This window comes from Leisingera sp. ANG-M7 (assembly GCF_000813965.1).
Taxonomy (GTDB): Bacteria; Pseudomonadota; Alphaproteobacteria; order Rhodobacterales; family Rhodobacteraceae; genus Leisingera.
In genome coordinates this window covers 1-18,339 of sequence record NZ_JWLI01000008.1, presented here as the reverse complement: position 1 = coordinate 18,339, position 18,339 = coordinate 1, and the positions used below count along the sequence as shown (strand labels likewise).

Annotated in this window: 15 protein-coding genes and 1 pseudogene; 4 read left to right on the top strand and 12 right to left on the bottom strand. The window is 65.1% G+C overall.

The window, feature by feature from the left end; all coding sequences use genetic code 11:
• Positions 1-11 precede the first annotated feature (11 nt).
• The 3 genes from ilvC (at position 12) to RA26_RS12110 (ending at position 3,031) form a co-directional block, all read left to right on the top strand.
• Positions 12-1,034 (top strand): ketol-acid reductoisomerase, encoded by a 1,023-nt coding sequence (gene ilvC / locus RA26_RS12120; protein WP_019298383.1) that lies wholly within the window; start codon positions 12-14, stop codon positions 1,032-1,034.
• Between the two features lie 89 nt (positions 1,035-1,123).
• Positions 1,124-2,032, top strand: coding sequence for a DMT family transporter (locus RA26_RS12115; RefSeq protein ID WP_039184014.1), 909 nt, complete (start codon positions 1,124-1,126; stop codon positions 2,030-2,032).
• A gap of 93 nt (positions 2,033-2,125) precedes the next feature.
• Positions 2,126-3,031, top strand: a complete 906-nt coding sequence (locus RA26_RS12110) for a DMT family transporter (protein WP_039184013.1) — start codon at positions 2,126-2,128, stop codon at positions 3,029-3,031.
• 11 nt (positions 3,032-3,042) lie between these two features.
• On the opposite strand, the gene glmM is transcribed toward RA26_RS12110, so the two are convergent.
• From glmM to RA26_RS12070, 8 genes are all read right to left on the bottom strand, one after another.
• Positions 3,043-4,389 carry a phosphoglucosamine mutase gene (gene glmM / locus RA26_RS12105; protein ID WP_039184011.1) on the bottom strand — a complete coding sequence of 449 codons (1,347 nt, stop codon included), beginning with the start codon at positions 4,387-4,389 and terminating at the stop codon, positions 3,043-3,045.
• A gap of 23 nt (positions 4,390-4,412) precedes the next feature.
• Positions 4,413-5,408 carry a dihydropteroate synthase gene (folP, locus tag RA26_RS12100; RefSeq protein WP_039184010.1) on the bottom strand — a complete coding sequence of 332 codons (996 nt, stop codon included), beginning with the start codon at positions 5,406-5,408 and terminating at the stop codon, positions 4,413-4,415.
• On the bottom strand, positions 5,405-6,325 hold the full coding sequence (locus RA26_RS12095; RefSeq protein ID WP_039184008.1) for a dihydroneopterin aldolase: 921 nt from the start codon (positions 6,323-6,325) through the stop codon (positions 5,405-5,407). The genes folP and RA26_RS12095 overlap by 4 nt, the downstream gene beginning before the upstream one ends.
• A gap of 129 nt (positions 6,326-6,454) precedes the next feature.
• Positions 6,455-7,111: a cell wall hydrolase gene (locus RA26_RS12090; protein WP_039184007.1), complete on the bottom strand. Its 657-nt coding sequence runs from the start codon at positions 7,109-7,111 to the stop codon at positions 6,455-6,457.
• Positions 7,112-7,283: 172 nt separating this feature from the next.
• A complete protein-coding gene (locus RA26_RS12085; RefSeq protein ID WP_039184006.1) occupies positions 7,284-9,860 on the bottom strand; it encodes a putative PEP-binding protein in 2,577 nt (858 codons plus the stop codon).
• A gap of 177 nt (positions 9,861-10,037) precedes the next feature.
• Positions 10,038-12,263, bottom strand: a complete 2,226-nt coding sequence (gene glyS, locus RA26_RS12080) for a glycine--tRNA ligase subunit beta (protein WP_039184004.1) — start codon at positions 12,261-12,263, stop codon at positions 10,038-10,040.
• A 175-nt stretch (positions 12,264-12,438) separates the two neighbouring features.
• Positions 12,439-12,972 carry a DUF6446 family protein gene (locus RA26_RS12075; RefSeq protein ID WP_039184003.1) on the bottom strand — a complete coding sequence of 178 codons (534 nt, stop codon included), beginning with the start codon at positions 12,970-12,972 and terminating at the stop codon, positions 12,439-12,441.
• A gap of 17 nt (positions 12,973-12,989) precedes the next feature.
• Complete coding sequence (locus RA26_RS12070) at positions 12,990-13,931, bottom strand: glycine--tRNA ligase subunit alpha (protein WP_039184001.1); 942 nt, start codon at positions 13,929-13,931, stop codon at positions 12,990-12,992.
• Between the two features lie 256 nt (positions 13,932-14,187).
• Between RA26_RS12070 and RA26_RS12065 the strand changes: the two genes are divergently transcribed.
• Positions 14,188-15,954 carry a trypsin-like peptidase domain-containing protein gene (locus RA26_RS12065; RefSeq protein WP_039184000.1) on the top strand — a complete coding sequence of 589 codons (1,767 nt, stop codon included), beginning with the start codon at positions 14,188-14,190 and terminating at the stop codon, positions 15,952-15,954.
• 208 nt (positions 15,955-16,162) lie between these two features.
• On the opposite strand, the gene RA26_RS12060 is transcribed toward RA26_RS12065, so the two are convergent.
• The 4 genes and pseudogenes from RA26_RS12060 to RA26_RS23170 all read right to left on the bottom strand — a co-directional run.
• Entirely contained in the window at positions 16,163-16,804 is a 642-nt protein-coding gene (locus tag RA26_RS12060; protein ID WP_039183999.1) for an SDR family oxidoreductase, read from the bottom strand.
• Between the two features lie 28 nt (positions 16,805-16,832).
• The gene (locus tag RA26_RS12055) at positions 16,833-17,348 is read right to left on the bottom strand and encodes a DUF1178 family protein (protein ID WP_039183997.1); all 516 of its coding nucleotides are present in this window, start codon (positions 17,346-17,348) and stop codon (positions 16,833-16,835) included.
• Positions 17,349-17,426: 78 nt separating this feature from the next.
• Positions 17,427-18,200: an EcsC family protein gene (locus RA26_RS12050; RefSeq protein ID WP_052272411.1), complete on the bottom strand. Its 774-nt coding sequence runs from the start codon at positions 18,198-18,200 to the stop codon at positions 17,427-17,429.
• A 47-nt stretch (positions 18,201-18,247) separates the two neighbouring features.
• A pseudogene (locus tag RA26_RS23170) lies at positions 18,248-18,339 on the bottom strand (GNAT family N-acetyltransferase); the annotation flags it as partial.

Sequence of the window (18,339 nt, the reverse complement as noted above, 5' to 3'; positions counted from 1 at the left end):
GGACGTGGATCATGCGCGTTTATTACGACCGCGATTGCGATGTGAACCTGATCAAGGACAAGAAAGTGGCCATCCTGGGCTATGGCTCCCAGGGCCACGCCCACGCGCTGAACCTGCGCGACTCCGGTGCCAAGAACCTTGTCGTTGCCCTGCGCGAAGGCTCCCCCTCCGCCAAAAAGGCCGAAGGCGAAGGCCTGCAGGTCATGGGTATCGCAGAAGCGGCCGCCTGGTGTGACGTGATCATGTTCACCATGCCCGACGAACTGCAGGCTGAGACCTACAAGAAATACGTCCACGACAACATCCGTCCGGGTGCAGCCATCGCATTTGCCCACGGCCTGAACGTGCACTTCGGCCTGATTGAGCCGAAAGAAGGCGTCGACGTCATCATGATGGCGCCCAAGGGCCCGGGCCACACCGTGCGCGGCGAATACACCAAAGGCGGCGGCGTGCCCTGCCTGGTCGCGGTCCACACCGACGCCACCGGCAAAGCGCTGGAAACCGGCCTGTCCTACTGCTCCGCCATCGGCGGCGGCCGCTCCGGCATCATCGAAACCAACTTCCGCGAAGAATGCGAAACCGACCTGTTCGGCGAGCAGGCGGTTCTCTGCGGCGGCCTGGTTGAGCTGATCCGCTGCGGTTTCGAGACCCTGGTCGAAGCCGGCTATGCCCCGGAAATGGCCTACTTCGAGTGCCTGCACGAAGTGAAGCTGATCGTTGACCTGATCTATGAAGGCGGCATCGCCAACATGGACTACTCGATCTCCAACACCGCCGAGTACGGCCAGTACGTCACCGGCCCGCGCATCCTGAAGTACGACGAAACCAAAGCCCGCATGAAAGCGGTTCTGGAAGACATCCAGCAGGGCAAGTTCGTGCGCGACTTCATGCTGGAGAACCAGGTTGGCCAGCCGACCCTGAAGGCCTCCCGCCGTGCCAACGACGAGCACCTGATCGAAGAAACCGGTGCCAAGCTGCGCGGCATGATGCCGTGGATCTCGGCCGGCAAGATGGTCGACAAAGAGAAGAACTAAGGCGCCCGCGGAACCATCCGCTGACCTTACCTCTGCAGGGCGCTCCAACTTGGGGCGCCCTTTTTCATTTATTTCATTGAGGTTATCCGATGCCAGACACTCCCGGCGCCGCCAATTGGGCCAAGCTCCTCTTCCTCGGCGTGATCTGGGGCGCCTCTTTCATGGCGGTGTCGCTGGCGCTGCGGGGCTTCCCGCCAATGACCATCGCCGCGCTCAGGATCTCCATCGGCGCGCTGTGCCTCCTGAGCGTGGTCTATGCCATGGGCATCGGTCTGCCTTCGCCGCGAACGCGCGAAGGCCGTATCATCTGGGCCTGCGCTATCGGCATGGGCTTCTTCACCAACGCGCTGCCCTTCACCCTGCTCAGCTGGGGGCAAACTTACGTGGCCAGCGGCTTTGCCGGGGTCTGCATGGCCGTGGTGCCGCTGTTTGTGCTGCCGCTGGCGCATCTGCTGGTGCCGGGCGAGCATATGACCCTGCGCCGCACCATCAGCTTCGTGATCGGTTTTGCCGGCGTGGTGGTGCTGATCGGGCTCGACGCCTTCCGCTCCGCCGGCACCGATTTTGAATCGCTGGCCCGCCTTGCCTGCCTCGGCGCTTCGCTCTGCTATGCCATCGGCTCGATCATCACCCGGCTCTGCCCGCAGGTGAACATGCTGTCGCTTTCCGCCGCAGCCCTCCTGTGCGGCGCCGCCATGATGACCCCCGCCGCGCTCTGGGCTGAGGGCGTGCCTGAGCTGCCCGCCGCCCTGCCGCTTGGCGCCGTGATCTACCTTGGCCTTTTACCAACCGCGCTCGCTCAGGTACTTCTGGTGCAGGTTGCCCGCAGCGCAGGCCCCGCGTTCCTTTCCACCGTGAACTACCAAGTGCCGGTCTGGTCGGTGATCTTCGGCGCGGCCCTCTTGGGCGAAACCCTGCCGCCGCAGCTGTTTGCCGCGCTGGCGCTGATCCTCGGCGGCCTCCTGCTCAGCCGCAGCCGCCGCCCGCGCGTGGCATGAAGCGCGAACTGTTCGATCGATAACAAAGCAATTGCCATTGACCCCGCCCGCCCGGCGGGGTCATGTCGCGCGGTGAACCGGCACGAGGGACCCATGCCCGATATCGCACCGCGCTACTGGCTGATGATCGCCACCCTCGGCTTTGTCTGGGGCGGGACGTTTCTACTGATCAAGCTGGCGCTGGACGGCATCACCCCGTTCTGGCTGGCGGCCAGCCGGATCGGCTTTGCCGCGCTCTTGCTCTGTGCGGTCTGGGGCTGGCGCGGGTTCAAACTGTTTCGGGGCGAGGCCAACTGGCCGTCGCTGATCCTGATCGGGATCCTCAGCACCGCCCTGCCCTTCATGCTGATCTCCTGGGGCCAGCAGCATGTCTCCTCCGGTTTTACCGGCGTCAGCATGGCGGCTATCCCGCTGATGGTGCTGCCGCTGGCGCATGTCTTTGTCCCCGGCGAGCAAATGACCCTGCGCCGCCTCATCGGTTTCTGCATCGGCTTTGCCGGTGTTGCGCTGCTGATTGGCGGCAAGGCGTTTGAGACCAGCGGCGCCGAACTGGAGGCCTATGGCCGCGCCGCCTGCCTGTCAGCCGCCGCCTGTTATTCGGTAAGCTCCATCCTGACCCGCCGCCTGCCGCCGGTGGACCCCGTGGGGCTGGCCGCTGTTCTGCTGGTGATCGGCAGTTTCATAATCTTCCCGGCTGCCTGGGCGGCCGAAGGCCCGCCGGTGATGCCGGACACAAGAACGCTGCTGATTGCCGCCATCCTCGGCCTGATCCCCACCGCCGCCGCCAACCTGCTGCGGGTGATCGTGGTGCGCGAAGCCGGCCCCACCTTCATGACCCTCACCAATTACCAGGTGCCGGTCTGGGCGGTGGTGCTGGGCGCGGTGTTCCTTGGCGAGGAGCTGCCGCCTTCGATGCTGCTTGCGATGGTGATGATCCTGGGCGGCCTGGGCCTCAGCCAGCTCGGCAAGCTGAGGCGCCTGTTTGGCAAAGGCGGCTGACCCTCCGGGTTTTACTCCGCGACGGCAGCCTCAACTGCGGCCACCACGCTGTCGACCGCAAGCGTCATCAGCCCGGCATCCTCGCATTCCGCCATCACCCGCACCAAAGGCTCGGTGCCGGATTTGCGGATCAAAAGCCGCCCCTGGCCATCCAGCATCTTTTCGGCCGCGGCAATCGCCTCCTGCACGCGCGCATCCTCCAGCGGTACCTGGCCCGCCTGGAACCGCACGTTGCGCAGCCGCTGCGGCACGGTTTCAAACTGATGCGCCAGCTCTGACGCCTTCCGGCCGGTCTGCACCATCGCCGCCAGGAAATGCAGCCCCGCCATCAGCCCGTCGCCGGTGGTGGCATAATCGCTCATCACGATATGGCCGGATTGCTCACCGCCCAGGTTGAACCCGCCCTCGCGCATCCGCTCGACCACATAACGGTCACCGACGGATGTGCGCTCCAGCCCCAGGCCCTTGCCCTCCAGGAACCGTTCCAGACCAAGGTTCGACATCACGGTTGCAACCAGCGCCCCGCCGGTCAAAAGACCTTCGTCGGCCCAGCGGCTGGCCAGCAGCGCCATCAGCTGGTCGCCATCCGCCACCGTGCCGGTCTCGTCAATCAGGATCACCCGGTCGGCATCGCCATCCAGGCAGATCCCGACATGCGCCCCATGCGCCACCACCGCCTCAGCCGCGGCCTGCGGATGGGTCGAGCCGCAACCGCGGTTGATATTCAGGCCATCAGGCGCAACACCCACCGGGATCACCTCGGCACCCAGTTCCCACAGGACCTCGGGCGCGGTCCGGTGCGCCGCGCCATTGGCGCAGTCGATCACCACCTTCAGCCCGTTGAGGCCCAGATTGCGCGGCAAGGAGCTTTTGACCCGCTCGCCATAGCGGAACCGGGCATCGTCAATCCGCTTGGCGCGTCCGATGTTAACAGCCTTCGCCGGTTCAACCCCTGTTTCCACCAGCGCCTCGATCTCCATCTCGGCGCTGTCCGACAGTTTGAAACCGTCAGGGCCGAAGAATTTGATGCCATTGTCCTCGGACGGGTTATGGCTGGCTGAGATCATCACGCCAAGGTCCGCCCGCATCGAGCGCGTCATCAGCCCCACGGCCGGCGTCGGCACCGGGCCCAGCAGCAGCACGTTCATGCCGGTCGAGGTCAGCCCTGCCGTCAGCGCGTTTTCAAACATATAGCCGGACAGCCGGGTGTCCTTGCCGATCACCACCCGGTGCACACCAGTGCCATCGCGACGGAAATATCGCCCCACCGCCGCGCCAATGCGCAGCGCCATCTCCGCGGTCATGGGATGGATATTGGCGGTGCCGCGCACGCCATCGGTTCCAAAGAGTTTCCGCATTATGCTTTCCTGCCAATAAGGCCTTACCGGACCGCCTGCCAAAGCCGCAGGGCCTGAACCGTCTCAGCCACGTCATGCACCCGCAGGAATTGCACGCCTTGCGCCAGCGCTGCAAGCCCTACCGCAATCGACCCCGGCGCCCTTGCATCTGCGCGCGGCGCATCGCCGATGGTGCCGATGAATTTCTTGCGCGACACCCCCAGCAGCACCGGGCAGCCAAGCCCGTGAAACAGGCTGAGATTGCGCAGCAGCGTCAAATTGTGTTCCTGCGTCTTGCCGAACCCGATGCCCGGATCAACCACGATCTGCTCGCGCACCACGCCGATGGCTTCCAGCCGGTCGATCTGATCGCTCAGGAAGTCATAAACATCCAGCAGCACATTTCCGTATTGCGGATCGTCCTGCATGGTGGCCGGGTCGCCCTGGGCATGCATGACGCAGACCGGCACGCTGGCCTGCGCCGCCAGCGGCGCCAGCGCCGGATCAAACGTGAAGCCCGAGACATCATTCAGCAGGTTCGCCCCCGCCTCCAGCGCCTCCATGCCGACCGTGGCCTTGCGGGTATCAATGGAGACCGGCACCGGGCATTCGGCGCGAATGGCCGCGATCACCGGCGCCGTGCGCTCGATTTCCTCGGCCTCGGGAACCTCATCAGCCCCCGGACGGGTGGATTCGCCGCCCACGTCAATGATCGTGGCGCCATCAGCCACCATCTGCAGCGCTGCGGCCTTTCCAGCCTCGATACCGGCATGTTTGCCGCCGTCCGAGAAACTGTCCGGCGTCACATTCAGAATGCCCATGATCTGCGGCTGGGTCATATCCAGCCCGGCAATCGACGCGCGCCGCGCGCTCAGGCGGCGGCGCTCCATCTCAGGCACCAGACCGGCAGGCACAATCCGCGGCGGCGCATCGCGGCTGAGGATCTCAACCTCGGTGAACCACAAGGAACTGCCTGCCAGCGGAACCGCGCCTTCGGGACGCGCGTCGCCGTGCTGAACCAACGGCCGGTAATATGTCACAGTTGTGCTTGCTCCACGCTGACGGCCCGCAAGGGGACACCGGGATTATCAGGCAAATCCCCGCCAAGCACAATCATCTCGCCAGCTTCAAACGTCGCCGCAAACCAGGCGGCCAGCGCCACAGAATTCGAGGGCGGCGCCGAAGGGCCGTCCACCGCATCCAGCACGATCTTGGACGGCGCCCAGACGCAGATCTGGCCGTTCTTCATCGCCCAGTCCAGCTCGGTCCGGGTCGACACCACGACGCAGCGGTCATCCTTGGCCGCAAGGCGCCAGGCATTCTGTTCAATCGCCAAAAGGTCGATCCGCCGCTGGGTCCATTTGTGCCCCGTCTCGGGCACCGCCAGCGGGTGCGTCCCGACGCACAGGATCAGCGGCCGCTTGCGGCATTCCATCTGGTCAATCCAGGTGGTCAGATTGCCACTCTCGATGGCAGCATTGGACAGATACATCAGCCGCGGATGCGGGCGGTCCTGTTCCTCTGCCAGATGGGTGATCTGATCCTTGGAGCGCACCACTTCGACGCCCAGCGCGCCGGGACCGCGGTCCAGCTTCTCGATCCGAACGAAGGCGCGCACCGCCTGATGCTCCAGCAGGATCCGCTCGGCCACGCGCTCTGCCAGGGTCTCCAGAAGGTTCAGCCGTTCCGCCGCCAATTCATGGGCGATGGCTTCGGTCAGCTTGTCATAGGACAGGATCCGGTCGACATCGTCGTCCAGGTCCTTGGGCAGCGGCGCGATTTCGACCACCACGTTGAAGCTGATCCGCTGGGTGGTGCCGCGCTCCGCCTGGAACGCGCCGATCTCCACCTCGACTGTATGATCGCGCAGTGAAATACGGTCCAGCAGGCCCGGCGCGGCAGTGGCCATCGAACGCTCGGACGGATGCGCAAAGGCGAGACGGATTTCAGAGGGCATTGGAGAACGGGCCTTTGGCTGGCTGTGTCAGGTGTGGGTCCCAACAATAGACTTTCAGCGGCTTCTTAACAGTCCCGCATACGCCATGCCAGTAGCAGAAAGCGGCACATTCATGCCGCCTTCAAGCCATCAGTTGCTCATCGCGGTCTGGTAGCGGTCGTCGCGGTAGAACAGGTGCACACCAATGCGCGTGGTATTTGTGAAGGTGCGGCTCCAGCGCGGGCGCACCGCGGTGGTATGATAGTAGGTCGCACCTGCAGTCAGTTCCGATTTCAGCCCGTCCAGTGCCGCACGCGCCACCTTGGCCACCCGCTGATACGCCTTCTTCTCGCGGATCACTTCCTCGTAGCCGTCGCAGGTGTAGGTGAACTGGCACTGGTACTTGCGCCCGGTCCCCTGATTGATCACCCCGCAAGGCGTGTTCGGGAACTGTTCGCTCTGGACCCGGTTCAGGATCACCTCGGCCACCGCAAACTGGCCTTTCACGGTCTCGCCGCGTGCCTCGAAGTACAACGCCTCGGCCAGGCAGGCGAATTGTTCGCCACCGGTCGCTTTGGGCTGGGAATCCAGCCAGGCTTTTGAGTACTCCACCTGTTGCGTGCTGGTCTTGCGGTTCTTGAACGGATTGGAGCGGAATCCGAAAAATCCGCTGAACTTCCGCGCAGGTACCGCGTTGAGACTGGCCTGCTCACGCTCGATCAGCGCATCCAGGCCGGTTTCGGCAGCAACACTCTTACCCATCGTGATGGTGGCAGCCATCACGGCAATCATAGTCAACAATTTCATTCAGGGTTCCCCCGTCCTAGCAGCTTGCAACCGGTTGCCCCGGCCACATGCGGTCGCAGCCTTTAAAGGAAATGACCCCGAACGTCCAGCTTGCCGCCCGGGGGTGCGACAGCATGGTTAACGCGTATGCAGAGCCAGAACCGCTTCCGGCAGCTGGAAGCCCTGAATTTTCCTAATATTTTTGGTAAGTTGGCGCAACCTGCCCGGTTCTGCTGCCAATCGCCAGCTGGGCGGCGGCTAACCGCGCAACCGGAACCCGGAACGGCGAGCACGAAACGTAATCAAATCCCGCGTCACGGCAAAATGCAATCGATTCGGGGTTGCCGCCATGCTCGCCGCAGATCGACAGCGTGATCTCGCCGTTCTCCGACCGGCCGCGCTGGACCCCCAGTTTTAACAGCTCGCCGACCCCGTCGGTGTCCAGCACATGGAACGGATCCTCCGGGAACACCCCCTGGTTCACATACTCCGACATGAACCGCCCGGCGTCATCCCGCGACAGGCCATAGGTCATCTGCGTGAGATCGTTGGTGCCGAAGCTGAGGAAGGCCGTATGCGGCGAAATCTCCCCCGCCCGCAGCGCCGCGCGCGGCGTTTCCACCATCACCCCCAGCCTGTAAGTGAAATCCTCACCGCGCTCTGATTTCACCGCCGCAGCCACCGCGTCGATGCGGGCCTTGACCAGTTCCACCTCGCGTTTGGCCGAGACCAGCGGGATCATGATCTCCGGCACCACCGGCTCGCCCCATTTCGAGGCTTCCAGCGTGGCCTCGAAGATGGCCCGCGCCTGCATGTCGTAGATTTCCGGCACCGTCACGCCCAGCCGCACCCCGCGCAGGCCCAGCATCGGGTTGTACTCGTCCATCTCCTCCACCCGCCGGGTCACATCACTGACCGGAATGCCCAAAGCCTCCGACAGCTCGCGCTGGCCGGTTTTGGTGGCAGGCAGGAACTCGTGCAGCGGCGGGTCGAACAGGCGGATGCAGACCGGCATCCCCTCCATGATCCGGAACAGCTCGCGGAAGTCGTCGCGCTGCATCGGCAGGAGCCGTTCCAGCACCGCCTCGCGGCCCGAGGGCGTCTCGGCAAAGATCATCTCCCGCATCACCGTCAGCCGGCCGGGTTCAAAGAACATATGCTCCGTGCGGCACAGTCCGATACCCTGGGCGTTGAATTTCCGCGCCATTTCAGCATCTTCCGGGGTATCCGCATTGGCACGGATACCGATATCGCGGGCCTCATCAGCCCAGGCCAGCAGCGTCTGCAGCGCCCCGTCCTCAGCGGCTTCCAGCATCTGCGGCTGGCCTGCCAGCACCTGGCCGCTGCTGCCGTCGATGGTGATGATGTCGCCCGCGTTGAATACCCGGCCATCGGCGGACTCCAGCATCTTGCGCTTGCTGTGGAACTTCATGTTGGAGGCGCCGACGATGCACGGCAGACCCAGACCGCGGCCAATCACAGCCGCATGGCTGGTCATGCCGCCCTTTTCCGTCAGCACGCCGGCCGCCGCATGCATCCCGCGCACGTCTTCGGGAGAGGTCTCCCGGCGCACCAGAATGCACGGCTCGCCGCGCGCCGCACTGGCCTGTGCCCCGGCAGCAGTAAAAACCAGCTTGCCCGTGGCCGCTCCGGGGCTTGCGGCAATGCCGCGCCCGATCACATCCCGCTCGGCGTCCGGCGCCACCTGGCGGTGCAGCAGCTCGTTCAGGATATGCGCGTCCACGCGCATCAGCGCGTCTTCCTTGGGGATCACCCCGTCCTCGGCCAGCGCAATGGCAATCCGCACCGCTGCCTGTGCCGAACGCACCACCCGCACCCCGTCCAGGATATGCACCCGGCCGTTCTCAATGACGAACTCCAGCTGCATTTCCTCGCGCAGCTTCCTGCGCATCAGCGCCGCGTGGGCCTTCAAGTCCGCAAAAGCCTCCGGTGCCAGCTCCTCCAGTGACAGCCCGCGCGCATCTTTGGCAAGGTACATCGCCTGAACCCCAGCCCCCAGCGCATCGCGCCCCTGGCTCTGGCTCAGGTAGCGCCCGGTCAGCTGCGGCATGCCGGTGGTGGAATTCACCAGCTGCAAAACGCCCGATCCGCATTCGCCCTGGCCCACGCCGGGGATCATCTCCTGCACCACCAGGCCCAGGCCCGCATCGGCCGGCGCCCCCTTGGCCTGGCGCAGCAGCCGCGCCGAGGTGCCCTCCCAGGCCCGCGCCATCGAGCGCAGCACCGCCGCCAGCTGCTCGCCCGGGTCCTGCGGGAAGTGCTCGTCGGTCTCCGCCTCATAGGCATGCAGGATCTCGCTCAGCGCATCCGGGCCGCCGTCCTCGACATCGTCGAACACATCCGGGTCCAGCCGCGCCACATGCACCGCATAGGACTGCACGAACCGCAGATAGAGCGCCGCCGCGGCCTCCCGCCCCAGACTGTCGCACAGGTCGACATAACGCGCATCGTTCATGCCGATGTTCAGGATCGCCCCCGGCCCGCCCCAATCCGGATCCTCCGAGGACGGGCGCACGCACAACAGTGCCTCCGGGTCGAATTCGGCCAGCACCGCATTCAGATCCGGCATCTGCCCTTCGGCGATGGAGTGCACAGCGTCAAACGACAGCGCCACAGTGCGCGGCACCGGCAGGTCCAGACGCACCAGCCGCTGCAGGCATTTCGCCCGGCCGCCGTGGGTGGCGGTGGCAATGGGAGCTGTCGAAGTTATCAGCGAGGCCTGCGGGGTCTGTTCGAAATCTTTCTGCACTGCAGCACGTCTCCTTTGAAAGTCACCATAAGGCCAAGTCGCGACGGCGCAAGGGTCTTGTACCGGGGCAGTAACGGATCAGGCGGGCGCAGATACGAAAAACCGGCCTTCCCTTGCGGTAAGGCCGGTCCCTGCGGGGCGAGTATTTTCATAAAGATGAAAGAGCCGTCGGCTCTCTCAGCCCTCGACCTTGGTGAGGTCGGCAACCTGGCCGCAGACCTGGCGGATCTGGCTGAGGAGGTTCAGCCGGTTGCGGCGGACGATGTCGCTGTCCGCATTGACCTGCACCGCCTCAAAGAACGCATCGATGGGGGCACGCAGGGCGGCCATGCCCCGCATGGCTGCCGCGAAATCTTCGGCCTCGATGGCCGGAGAGATCGCCGCCCCGCCCGCCTCCAGCGCATCGAACAGCGCGGTTTCCGCGTCGTCCTCGGCAAACTTGCGGTCGGCGCCATAGGAGTATTCCACCCCGTCCTTTTCCTCCGCCTGGGACAGAATGTTGTTGGCGCGTTTGAAGCCTTGCAAGAGGTTGGTGCCATCCTCGGTTTTCAGGAAATCCTCCAGTGCCCGCGCGCGCTTGACCAGCAGCGTCAGGTCGTCGTTGCCCTCCATCGCGATGCAGGCGTCGATCACATCGTGGCGGATGCCCTGATCGCGCAGGAAGACCTTGAGGCGGTCGTGGAAGAAGGAGAGGAGGTCGTCCGAAGTGTCCGGAACCTTCTTTTCGAGGTTCAGGAAAGCTTCCGCAGGGGACCCGCCAAGGCTCTCTTTCACGGCCTCAAAAGCGGACCCGAATACGCCGTGTTCCGCAATCTCCTGCAGCAGGCTATTCACGGTCTCCTCCGGCAGCGCACCATTGGCGGCGCTTTCGGCCCGCAGAAGCTGGCTGTCGAAGAACCGGTCCAGTGGCATCCGCACATCATTCTCCAGCACCAGCCGGATCACCCCCAGCGCGGCGCGGCGCAGGGCGAAGGGGTCTTTGGAGCCGGTGGGCTTTTCGTCGATGGCCCAGAAACCAGTCAGCGTGTCCAGCTTGTCGGCCAGCGCCACCGCAACAGAAACCGGCTCCGACGGCACATCATCGCCCGGCCCCAGCGGCGAATAATGCTGCTCGCAGGCGTTTGCCACTTCCTGCGGCAGGCCCGCAGCCTCGGCGTAATAGCGCCCCATCAGCCCCTGCAGTTCCGGAAACTCATAGACCATTTCCGAGCTGAGGTCGGCCTTCGCCACCCGCGCCGCCTGCTCTGCCAGACCGGCATCAGCGCCCACCACCGGCGCGATCTCGCGTGCCAGCGCGGCGATACGGTCAATCCGCGCGGCTTGCGTGCCCAGCTTGTTGTGGAAGGTCACGTTGCCCAGGTTCTCCACCCAGGCGCTCATGCCCGCCTCGGATTTCGCGGTGCGCAGGTCGTTCTCCCAGAAGAACTTGGCATCCGCCAGACGCGCCGACAGGACCTTCTGGTTGCCCGCCAGAATGGTGGCGCCATTGTCCGCGGTCTCGCGGTTGGCCACGGTGATGAATTTCTCGATCCGCCCGGTCTTGGGGTTCTTCACCGAGAAAAACTTCTGGTGTTCCTTCATCGAGGTCTGCAAGACCTCCGGCGGCAGCGCCAGGAATTCTTCGTCAATCGCGCCCATCAGCACCACCGGCCACTCGACCAGCCCGGCAACCTCGGCCAAGAGCCCCTTGTCCTCAACCACGTCCAGCCCATTGGCAAAGGCCTGATTGGTCGCTTCCTGCCAGATCGCCTCACCCCGCTCGCGGGCATCCAGCACCACATGGGCGCGCTTCAGCTTGGCGGCATAGTCGTCAAAACCGGTGACGGTGATCTCGTCCGGCGCCATGAAGCGGTGGCCGCGGGTGGTGTTGCCGGACTTGATACCGTCGATGTCCAGATCGACCACGGCTGCGCCTGCCTCATCCGACAGGATGCAGAGGATCGAATGCAAGGGCCGCACCCAGCGCAGGGACCCCGCGCCCCAGCGCATGGATTTCGGCCAGGGGAAGTTGCGGATGGTGTCTTCCAGCACCTCGGCAATGATTTCGGCTGCCGGGCGGCCCGGCTTTTCGATCATCGCGAAATAGACCGCGCCTTTCGGCGTTTCACGCTCTTCCAGCTGCTCGCGGCTCAGGCCCGCACCGCGCAGAAAGCCCTCGATGGCCTTGTCCGGCGCGCCCACTTTCGGCCCTTTGCGCTCTTCGCGGATGGTCGGGCTTTCCGCCAGCAGGCCGTCCACTGCCAGCGTCAGGCGGCGCGGCGTCGACAGCGCGGCGGCCCCGGCATAGGTCAGACCCGCCTCGACCAGACCATCGGTCACGCGCTTTTTCAAGTCCTCGGCGGCACGCGCCTGCATGCGGGCCGGGATCTCCTCGGAAAACAGTTCAATCAGCAGATCGGGCATCAGATATCCTCGGGCGTGGCCGCGCGGGGCGCGGAAAATACGTGTTGACGGAACGGAGCCGCTTCTGAACGAAGGGCTGCGCCGTCCCGCGGGGTGGCGCTGTTGCGCCGCCCCAGGGGGGCGGGACGGCGCAGCCCGGCTTGCAGCCGGGCGGTACTATTCAGAAAGGCAAGCATCATTCGCTTCCAACCGGCTCAGGCCGGGCTGGGCATTCCTCGCCCACCACAGTGCCGTCATAGGCTTTCTGACCGCAGTCATTCAGCTCATGCCAGACATAGCCACGGCCCTCATCGGTGACGGCGACAATGCGGTCGACACCATAGGAGATGTTCTTGACCGACAGGAACGATTTGGCCGATCCGTCTGCCAGCTTGGCGCCAATGGCAGCGGCATCAAAGCATTCAAACCAGTCCGGTGCGTTGCGCGGCTCTGTCTTGTCCGACAGGGTAAAGACCTGCGCCAGCGCGTCCGGCGTCATCTTGGTGCTGAAGCAAGCGCGGTAGCGGATGGGGGAGCTGTCGGCGTCAATCGCTTCGAAATCTGCATAGGCAATCGGCTGCGCCTCACCGCCGTCCAGCGGCACCAGCATCACATCGCGGCCCGGCTGCAGCGCGACCTCATCATAGAAGCCATAGACCTGCAGGTAATACATCGCCCCCCCGGCGGCGAGGCCGGAGACGATCAGGATCAGGGCAAGGAGTTTCCCCATAACGTGCTGTCTCCTGCTCAGGCCGCGCTCTCGGGCGCATGCCCTCCAGCCTCGGTCAGCACAAAGGCATCGGCGCATTGCTTGGCCAGCGCGCGGACGCGGCCGATATAGGCCTGGCGCTCAGTGACCGAAATCACCCCGCGGGCATCCAGCAGGTTGAAGATGTGGGACGCCTTGATGCACTGATCATACGCGGGGTGCGCCATGATGATGCGCTTGCCGGTCTTGGGGTCCTCGTGCTCCTGTGCCAGGATCGCTGCGCATTCGGCCTCGGCCTCCTCGAAATGGCGCAGCAGAACTTCGGTGTTGGCCACGTCAAAGTTCCAGCGGGCGTATTCTTCCTCGGTCTGCTTGAACACGTCGCCATAGCTCAGCGGGATCAGCGCGTCCGGGTCGTTGTAGGGCATGTCCATCACATGATCGACACCCAGCACATACATCGCCAGACGCTCCAGACCATAGGTCAGTTCACCCGACACCGGGTGGCAGTCATGGCCGCCGACCTGCTGGAAATAGGTGAACTGGCTAACTTCCATACCGTCGCACCAGACCTCCCAGCCCAGGCCCCAGGCGCCCAGGGTCGGGCTTTCCCAGTCATCCTCGACAAAGCGGATGTCATGCGTCGCCATGTCAACGCCGATCGCCTCAAGGCTGCCCAGATACAGCTCCTGCAGGTTCGGCGGCGACGGTTTGATCAGCACCTGGTACTGGTAGTAATGCTGCAGCCGGTTGGGGTTCTCGCCATAGCGCCCGTCGGTGGGGCGGCGCGAGGGCTGCACATAAGCCGCGGCCCAGGCCTTGGATCCCAGCGAGCGCAGCGTGGTCGCCGGGTGGAAGGTGCCGGCGCCGACTTCCATGTCATAGGGCTGCATCACCGCGCAGCCTTTGGCGGCCCAGTAATTCTGGAGCCTCAGGATAATCTCTTGGAAGGAGCGCGGCGCGCCGTTGGTCTGGGTCATCTCTTATCCCTTTGGGGGCATCTGGGGCAGCAATTGCGGTGTTCTTCCTATGCAAGGCTCTTGGCAGGGTCAACGCCCTCTGCCTGCCGAAGCCCCGTCCTTGCCCTGATGCCCGCATCGCATCGGCAACAAAAGTGCGGGAATGCGGCAACGGGCCGGGAATTCCCCCTGTCATGAGGAGTTCCCTTTGCCGCCGCAAAATGCTTTATCTCCGCCTCAAAGAATAAGAGTACTTCCGGGATACGAGGCCCTGACCATGAAAAAACTGTTTGCCGCTCTGGCCCTGCCGCTGATTGCGCTGGCCATTGCGTTCACGGCGCCTGTTTCGGCGCAAAGCAGCCGCGATGGCGTCTGGATCCAGATCGCCGCCCGCCCCTCCCTGCGCGAGGCTGAAAACGAGGCCCGCAGCTATGCCGCCCGCCTGCCCGATGTCTCCGGCTATTCGATTGGCGGCGGCTGGTACGGTGTGGTGCTCGGCCCCTATTCCCGTGATGACGCCGAACGCGTGCTGCAGGTCTACCGCGCCGAGGGTCAGATCCCGCGCGACAGCTTCATCGCCTTTGAACGCAACCTGGGCAACCAGTTCTACCCGGTCGCCGCGGATGCCACCCAGCCCGCGGAACCCGCCCCGGCCCCTGTGGAACCCGCGGTGCAGGAACCTGAACCGCAGCCGCAAACCGCCCTGCAGACCACCCTTCCGGATGAAACCCCGGCCCAGGCGCGGCGCAGCGAAAGCGCGCTCAGCCGTGAACAGCGGATGGAGCTGCAGGTTGCCCTGAAGGCGGCAGGCTTCTACAATTCCGGCATCGACGGCGCCTTCGGCCGCGGCACCCGCGCCTCGATGAGCGACTGGCAGGCAGCCCGCGGATTTGAGCCGACCGGCGTGCTGACCACCGCGCAGCGCCAGGTACTGATGGATGAGTACAACGCGCCGCTGATCTCGGTCGGCATGGCCCGGGCCGAGGACGCCAAGGCCGGCATCGCGCTGCAGATCCCGGCGGATGAAGTTGCCTTTGACCGCTATGAATCGCCCTTTGCGCATTACACCAGCAAAGGCGATCTGGGCGCCCAGCTGCTGCTGATCAGCCAGCCCGGCGACAAGCGCACCCTGTTCGGCCTCTACGACATCCTGCAAACGCTGGAAATCGTGCCGCTGGACGGCCCGCGCGAACGCGGCGCCAACAGCTTCACCATCGAAGGCCGCAACGGCAACATCGTTTCCTTCACCCAGGCCAGCCTGAAAAACGGCGAGATCAAGGGCTTCACCCTGGTCTGGCCCGCCGGTGACGAAGACCGCCGCGCCCGTGTTCTGGCCGCGATGCAGTCCAGCTTTACCCGCCTCGACGGGGTTCTGGACCCGGCTGAGGGCGGCGACGCTGTGCAAAGCGTCGACCTCGTGTCCGGCCTGGAGATCCGCAAGCCGAAGCTGTCGCGCAGCGGTTTCTTCGTGGACGGCAATGGCAGCGTCCTGACCACTTCGGACGTGGTGGCCGGCTGCACCCGGATCACCCTGGACCACGGCTATGAAGCCAGCATCGCCGCCAATAACACCGCCGACGGCATCGCAGTGCTCAAACCGGCACAGCCGCTGGCGCCCGCCGCAGTGGCAGGCCTCAGCACCGCTTCCCCGCGGCTGCAGTCCGAGGTCGCGGTCTCCGGCTTCTCCTACGAGGGCGTGCTCGGCGCTCCCAGCCTCACCTGGGGCAAGATCGCTGACGTGAAGAGCCTGGACGGCAACACCAATGTCGCCCGGCTGGAGCTGGCAGCCCAGCCCGGCGACGCCGGCGGCCCGGTGCTGGATGCAACCGGCGCGGTTCTGGGGATGCTGCTGCCGCAGCAGTCCGGCGGCAAACAGCTGCCCGAAGGTGTCAGCTTTGCGGTGAACGCCGAGGTAATCCGCGGCGCCTTGAACGATGCGGGCCTCAGCCCCGCCGCACAGCCCGCCTCCGGCGGCAGCCTGCCAAACGCGGCAATGACCCGTCTGGCCTCCGGCATGACCGTCCTGGTCAGCTGCTGGGAATAACCCCCCGCCCCGCTTGCGGGGCGCGGCACGCAAACAAGAAAGCCGGTGCGCCCAGCGCGCCGGCTTTTCTCTTTTCAGCATCCGCAGTCTCCCGCGCAGCGGCGCGCTCCCGCCTGGCACCGGACCCTGCCGGGCCCTCAGCCCGTTGGGCAGGGCACCGTGCCTGCGCACGGTGCCGCGCCGCGGCCTCCGTTCTGACCGTTTCCGCTCAGTACGGGTGGATACGGCCGTCCCAGGTGTGAAAGCAGCCGGTGGTGTCCAGGGTCAGGACGTCAAATTCGTTGATCAGCCCGGAGACCGACTCCTGCACCGTGATATCGCCGTCATAACCGCCCATATCGGTCTGCACCCAGCCGGGATGATAGATGCCGACGGCAATCCCTTCCGGCTTCAGGTCGGCTGCCAGGTTGCGCCCGATATTCAGCGCCGCCGCCTTTGACGCGCGGTAGGCATAGCTGCCGCCCGGCGCTCTGGTGTGGCTGGCCATCTGCGACGACAGGATGGCGATCTTGGGGTTTTCAGCCAGCCGCAGGTTCGGCAGCATCGCCTGCACGGTCAGGAACACGCCGGTCACATTGGCGGCCATCGTCTTGGTCCAGACCTCGGCGGAATAATCCTCCAGCCCCATTGCCTTGTCGATATAGACGCCGGCATTGCAGACCAGCAGATCCACTGCGCGGCCCTTGATCTGGGCGGCAAAGCGCGCCTGCTGGCCCGGGTCGGAGACATCCAGCTTGACGCCCGAGGAATGGTCCCGCGAGGTACCCGTCACCTCATGGCCCGCATCCCGCAGCTGCTTTACCAGCTCCTTGCCGATCCCGCGGCTGGTTCCCGTTACAACTGCATGCATTCTGCCCTGTCCTTCAGTTTTCTGTCCCTCAATTTGATTTGCGTCCGGGACGGAAGGGCAGCGGCATCACCGGCACCCCTTCCTCAATCAGCTCCCGCGCGTCTTCCAGCCTGGCCTCGCCATGGATCGCCCGCTCCGGCGCCTCGCCCAGATGCATGGCCCGGGCCTCCCGCACGAAATTGCCGCCCACGTAATCGGAGTTCTCCTCAACCTTCTTGCGCAGCTCGGCCAGCGCCTTTTCCACCTCGCCAGAGGGGCGGCTCAGCATGCCGGGCCCTGACGCAGAGGGCACAGGTGCGGGGACCGCAGGCGCAGGGGATGGCGCAGCTGCCGGCGCTGCCTGCGGTTCCGGCTCGCCGACACCGGACACGGCCTTGCGGCCCGGGCGCACCCGCGGCGCCATGATGGCCTTTGTCACCTGCGTGCCGCCGCAGACCGCGCAGGACACCATCCCGGCTGCCGCCAGCTTGTCAAAGGCCGCCACCGACTGAAACCAGCTGTCGAACGCATGCCCGTCCGCACATTTGAGGCTGTATTGAATCATGCTTACTCTCTTAGCAGGAAAGGCTGATTAAATCTGCCTTTCCGGCAAGCGCAAGAGGTCTCTGTGTCAACCTTGCAGCTAGCGTGCTGCATCAGGGCCTTGCAACCGCTGCCGCAGCCGTGCCGTCAGCTCCTCCGGCGCCACATCCGCCTCAACCGCCAGCCGTCTCAGGCCGAAATGCACATGCGCCATCTCGCGGTAATATCCGGAAAACACATAGTTCACCGCCGCCCCCGCCACCGCGCCAGCAATGGGCACCGCCTGCGCGGCCAGTTTCTGCCCCAGCACCGTGCTCAGTTTGGGCGCCACCTGCGCAATGAGCTTGTGCAAGCCCCCGGGCAGCCCCAGCCGGACCGAGACAAAGCCCAGATCCGCGCCATCATCCTCTGCCAGCGGCCCAGCCGCGGCAAAGACCTGAATGCAGTCGAAAGTCACGCTTTCAGCGTCCGGGTCAAAGCCCTCCTCCGCTGCCGCGCTCTGGATGGTGCGCAGCAGAAAGGCGGTGGTGGCCGGCAGCTCCACCAGCGCGCCCGGCAGCCCCGCAGCGCCGCCCGCGGCGCCCATCGCCGCGCTCACCATCCGGTCAACGCCGGGCTTCTGGTCCGGCACCAGGCGGCGCGACTGGCTGGCGCCCTTCATAGCAACCCGCAGCGCGGTCTCCGTGGCACCGGTCAGCCCGGCCCGCACCGGTTCCGGCAGCCGTTCCAGCAGGCTCTCGCCGCTGCCGCCCAGCCGGTTCAAGAGGTCAACGCCGAACCCGCCGGCCGCCCGGTACCGCGCCGCCAGCGCGTCCAGCTCTGCGTCGATCTCCTGCGGGGTATAGGCCCGTGCGTTTGTCAGAACATCTGCCACATGTGTCTCCTCTGCCTTCCTAAAGATCGGCAGCGAAAGGCACAATTTCAAGCCTGCCAGCGGCTCACCTGCCCCTGTACGCCATCCCAGGCACCCGCCTGCAGTTCCAACCCCAGAACCCGCTCCGGGTTGGTCGGGG

What these genes read in the sequence shown, in the direction of transcription:
- RA26_RS12060 (WP_039183999.1), bottom strand. Translation starts at nt 16,804, where the DNA reads ATGCATGCAGTTGTAACGGGAACCAGCCGCGGGATCGGCAAGGAGCTG.
- ilvC (WP_019298383.1), top strand. Translation starts at nt 12, where the DNA reads ATGCGCGTTTATTACGACCGCGATTGCGATGTGAACCTGATCAAGGAC.
- RA26_RS12070 (WP_039184001.1), bottom strand. Translation starts at nt 13,931, where the DNA reads ATGACCCAGACCAACGGCGCGCCGCGCTCCTTCCAAGAGATTATCCTG.
- RA26_RS12110 (WP_039184013.1), top strand. Translation starts at nt 2,126, where the DNA reads ATGCCCGATATCGCACCGCGCTACTGGCTGATGATCGCCACCCTCGGC.
- RA26_RS12115 (WP_039184014.1), top strand. Translation starts at nt 1,124, where the DNA reads ATGCCAGACACTCCCGGCGCCGCCAATTGGGCCAAGCTCCTCTTCCTC.
- RA26_RS12095 (WP_039184008.1), bottom strand. Translation starts at nt 6,325, where the DNA reads ATGCCCTCTGAAATCCGTCTCGCCTTTGCGCATCCGTCCGAGCGTTCG.
- glyS (WP_039184004.1), bottom strand. Translation starts at nt 12,263, where the DNA reads ATGCCCGATCTGCTGATTGAACTGTTTTCCGAGGAGATCCCGGCCCGC.
- glmM (WP_039184011.1), bottom strand. Translation starts at nt 4,389, where the DNA reads ATGCGGAAACTCTTTGGAACCGATGGCGTGCGCGGCACCGCCAATATC.
- RA26_RS12075 (WP_039184003.1), bottom strand. Translation starts at nt 12,972, where the DNA reads ATGGGGAAACTCCTTGCCCTGATCCTGATCGTCTCCGGCCTCGCCGCC.
- RA26_RS12090 (WP_039184007.1), bottom strand. Translation starts at nt 7,111, where the DNA reads ATGAAATTGTTGACTATGATTGCCGTGATGGCTGCCACCATCACGATG.
- RA26_RS12055 (WP_039183997.1), bottom strand. Translation starts at nt 17,348, where the DNA reads ATGATTCAATACAGCCTCAAATGTGCGGACGGGCATGCGTTCGACAGC.
- RA26_RS12065 (WP_039184000.1), top strand. Translation starts at nt 14,188, where the DNA reads ATGAAAAAACTGTTTGCCGCTCTGGCCCTGCCGCTGATTGCGCTGGCC.